The sequence below is a fragment of the Methylosinus sp. R-45379 genome (assembly GCF_001644125.1).
Taxonomy (GTDB): Bacteria; Pseudomonadota; Alphaproteobacteria; order Rhizobiales; family Beijerinckiaceae; genus Methylosinus.
On sequence record NZ_LUUM01000049.1, the window covers coordinates 1 to 3,633 of the forward strand.

Here is a 3,633-nt window from a genome sequence, read left to right on the forward strand (position 1 = left end):
TCACGCCGACACCCCCGCGCGCGCCGAAAAAACGGCCTGTCTGCCGGTCGCGGGGCCGGGCGAAGGGTCGGTTTTCCCCTCGGGAGGACCGATTCGTTGCCCGGCCGCCATGTCACCGACCGCCAGATGAGGCTCTTCATGCAATTTCGAAAAACCGACGGCGCCGCCGTCGCCGCGGCGAAAGCCGGCTTCAGCCCGGCGACCGCCTACCGGCTGGAACATGACCCTCGGCTTCCCTCCCAAAAGAAGACGCCGCGCGCCCGCCGGCGGCCCGATCCGCTGGAGAGCGTTTGGGACAACGAGGTCATCCCCATGCTGAAAGCGGCGCCCGGCCTGCGCCCGATCGGCGTGCTCGAGGAGCTGCGCCGGCGGCATCCGGAACTCGGAGCCGGCGTGCGCCGCACGCTGGAGCGGCGCATTCGGAACTGGCGCGCCATCCATGGTCCCGAGCAGGAGGTGATTTTCCGGCAGGAGCATCCTCCGGGCCGCATGGGGCTCTCGGATTTTTGCGACATGCGCGATCTCGAGGTCTCCATCGCCGGCGTTCCGCTCGAGCACCGGATCTATCACTTCCGCTTGCCATTCTCGGGCTTCGAATCCGCCCATGTCGTGCTCGGCGGCGAGAGCTTCGTCGCCCTCGCCGAAGGCTTGCAGAACGCCCTGTGGACGCTCGGCGGCGCGCCGCAGCAGCATCGCAGCGACAGTCTCTCCGCCGCCTTCCGCAATCTCGACGCCGACGCCAAGGAGGATATGACGCGCCGCTATGAAGCACTCTGCGCCCATTACGGCATGACGCCGACCCGCAACAACAAAGGCGTCTCCCATGAGAACGGCTCGATCGAAAGCGCCCACGGCCATATCAAAGCCGCGCTCGAGGACGAGCTGCTGCTGCGCGGCTCGCGCGACTTCGACGATCTCGGCGCCTGGCGAAAGTTCGTCGACGAGCTCGTCGGTCGGCGCAACGCCCGCAACGCCGCGCGCGTCGATCTCGAACGCGCGGAACTGAAGGATCTGCCGCCGCGCAAGACGTCGGACTTCGAGGAGGAGCGGGTCTCGGTCACCTCCTCCAGCGCCTTCACTTTGCGCAAAGTCTTCTACACAGTGCCGTCTCGGCTGATCGGCCATAAGCTTCTCGTGCGCCTCTATGACGATCGGCTCGAAGTTTTTCAGGGGTCGACGCATTTGTTCGATCTGCCGCGCGGCAGACCGGGGCCAGGCGGCAAGCATGGGCATGTCGTCGATTATCGGCATGTCATTCACTCTCTGCGCCGAAAGCCCATGGCGCTGCTCAATCTCGTCTATCGCGAGCAGCTCTTTCCTCGCCACGCCTATGCGCGCGCTTTCGATGCGTTGCTCGCCGAGACCGGAGAGAAAGCAGCCTGCAAAACCATGGTCGGCCTGCTCGCCCTGGCGCATGAACGCGCCTGCGAGGCCGAGCTCGCCGTCGCGATCGAGGAGGAGCTCGACTCCTGCCGTCTGCCGAACCTTTCCACGCTGATCGAACGCTTCGCACCGAAGATCGGCACTGCGCCCAATGTGATTGTCGCGCTGCCCGAGCTCGCCGTCTATGACGCGCTCGCCTCTCTCGAAGGAGCGGCGGCATGAAGGCGAACGACAAAATCGACGCCGCGCGCGTCGACCTTCTTCTCTCCGAGCTGCGCCTCTCCGGCATCAAGCTCGTCTGGAGCGCGCTCGCCGCCACCGCAGACAAGGAAGGCTGGCCCGCCGCGCGCTTTCTTGCGGCGCTCGCCGAGCAGGAGCTCGCCGACAGAGGTCAGCGCCGCTTCGCCCGTCATCTCGCCGAGGCGCGTCTGCCGCCCGGAAAAACGCTCGCCGCTTTCGACTTCGACGCAGTGCCGATGATCTCGAAAGCGCAAGTCCAAGCGCTCGCTGCCGGCGACGCCTGGCTCGAAAAAGGAGCCAATTTGCTGGTTTTTGGTCCACCTGGGGTCGGAAAATCACACTTGGCGGCGGCGCTCGGCCTGGCGCTCGTCGAAAACGGCTGGCGCGTTCTCTTCGCGAGAACGACGGATCTCGTCCAGAGACTGCAAGTCGCGCGACGCGACCTCACTCTCGAAGCTGCGATCGACAAGCTCGACAAATATCATTTGCTGGTCCTCGACGATCTCGCCTACGTCGCCAAGGATCAGGCCGAAACGAGCGTCCTCTTCGAGCTGATCAGCGCCCGATACGAACGACGCTCGCTGCTCATCACCGCAAATCAGCCCTTCGGCGAATGGGGAAAAATCTTCCCAGACCAAGCCATGACGCTCGCCGCGGTCGACAGGCTCGTCCATCATGCGACGATCTTCGAGATGAACGTCGACAGCTATCGACGTAAAGCCGCGCTCAAAAAAGCCGCTGGTCCAGGCCGGCCCTCGGCGCGCGCGACAATCAAAACATCATCCTGATTGTCGCTCCGCGTCAATCAAGACGAACGTCACCAAAAATCCGCTTGCCTTATCGTCGCTCCGCGACAATCATCTCGTCACCGCGACCGAAAAATCTCATCCAGATTGTCGCGCTCTTCTCATCCAGATTGCCGCGCCATATTGGGCGGCCTTTGAGGCGACATTGCCAACGCCACCCGTTGCGATACCGAAGCCGAGAGCCGTGGGGTCGAGGATCATCGCCAGCGTGTTAGCCGCTGTTCCCTTCCACCCCTGCTCATTGAGCCGGGCCAGGGACGCATAGTGCTGTTCCGCAGCCCGTTGAATGGCGTCCGAGTGCTCCGCAGAGACGCTCCGATCGAACCATTCCTGATAGGACTCGGGAAGATGCTCTGTCCTCTTGGCCAGTTCATCGGCCGACATACGATACGTCGCGTCCGGTTCGAAGCCGCTCAACTCTCCCGCGCGAAGGACCGAGCCGGTCAGCGAACCTGTGCTGTAGGCGTCCTTGAGGGTCTGGCTGAACGGGGTGGCCGCGATCCGGGCCGCGTCCTCGTCACGCTTCTTCATGCGCTCGCTCGGGTCGGAGTCGATCGGCGGCGTCCACATGTCGTCCGTCCCGGTGTGGTCCGAGTAGGGGTGGACCGCCATCGTCTGAGGATTGACCCCGTCGCCGAGACCCGACACTGGCGCAATGCCCGCGGGACGGCTCGGGAGGACCCCGTCGAGGTTCGCCAGTTCAACGGCGCGGCCGTATCGCTGGTCGACGTTCTTGATCGCGGGGACCTCATACTGACGGGTCCAGACGTCAGCGCCGTGGTGCATGTCGTCGGCCGATCGGAGAGCGTTGAGGACGCCCTTATACGGTCCTGTGAGTTCGTTCTTGATGTGCTGCGCCTGGACGCGGGGGTCGGTCCAGGGCAGGTTCATGGCCGCGGCAGTGGCCTTGAGATTGGCAGCGCGGGTGGAGTTCCACTGCCCCCAGCCGATACTGTCGGAGCCGTCAGAGCCGTCCCCTGCGTTGGTCGAAGCGTTCTTGAGGTTGTGACCACTCTCCCAGGCGATGGAGCCGAGAGCCCCGCGGGCGGACTGTTCGGGGACGCCTAGGGACCGTAGGGTGTCCAGGAATATGAGCCGGTTCGAAGCGCCTTGTTCGTCAGTCATCACGCGACCACCTCAACGGACAGAGTGAGGGGGCGCGCCGCGGTCATATTGAGGTGTCGATCTTTCATCTGTTCCATTC

General features: G+C 64.2%; 3 protein-coding genes. 2 read left to right on the top strand and 1 reads right to left on the bottom strand.

Annotated features, from left to right (window positions below):
* Nucleotides 1-126: 126 nt before the first annotated feature.
* Together istA and istB are read left to right on the top strand one after the other, a co-directional pair.
* Nucleotides 127-1,605: an IS21 family transposase gene (gene istA, locus A1351_RS02975; protein ID WP_064032130.1), complete on the top strand. Its 1,479-nt coding sequence runs from the start codon at nucleotides 127-129 to the stop codon at nucleotides 1,603-1,605.
* Complete coding sequence (istB, locus tag A1351_RS02980) at nucleotides 1,602-2,411, top strand: IS21-like element helper ATPase IstB (RefSeq protein ID WP_064032132.1); 810 nt, start codon at nucleotides 1,602-1,604, stop codon at nucleotides 2,409-2,411. Before istA ends, istB begins: the two co-directional genes overlap by 4 nt.
* 96 nt (nucleotides 2,412-2,507) lie before the next feature.
* Here the strand turns inward: istB and A1351_RS02985 are convergent, their stop codons facing one another.
* Nucleotides 2,508-3,554, bottom strand: coding sequence for a phage tail tip lysozyme (locus tag A1351_RS02985; protein ID WP_064032134.1), 1,047 nt, complete (start codon nucleotides 3,552-3,554; stop codon nucleotides 2,508-2,510).
* Between the last annotated feature and the right edge of the window lie 79 nt (nucleotides 3,555-3,633).

Coding starts and splice junctions, on each gene's coding strand:
- istA (WP_064032130.1), top strand. CDS start 127: ATGAGGCTCTTCATGCAATTTCGAAAAACCGACGGCGCCGCCGTCGCC.
- istB (WP_064032132.1), top strand. CDS start 1,602: ATGAAGGCGAACGACAAAATCGACGCCGCGCGCGTCGACCTTCTTCTC.
- A1351_RS02985 (WP_064032134.1), bottom strand. CDS start 3,554: ATGACTGACGAACAAGGCGCTTCGAACCGGCTCATATTCCTGGACACC.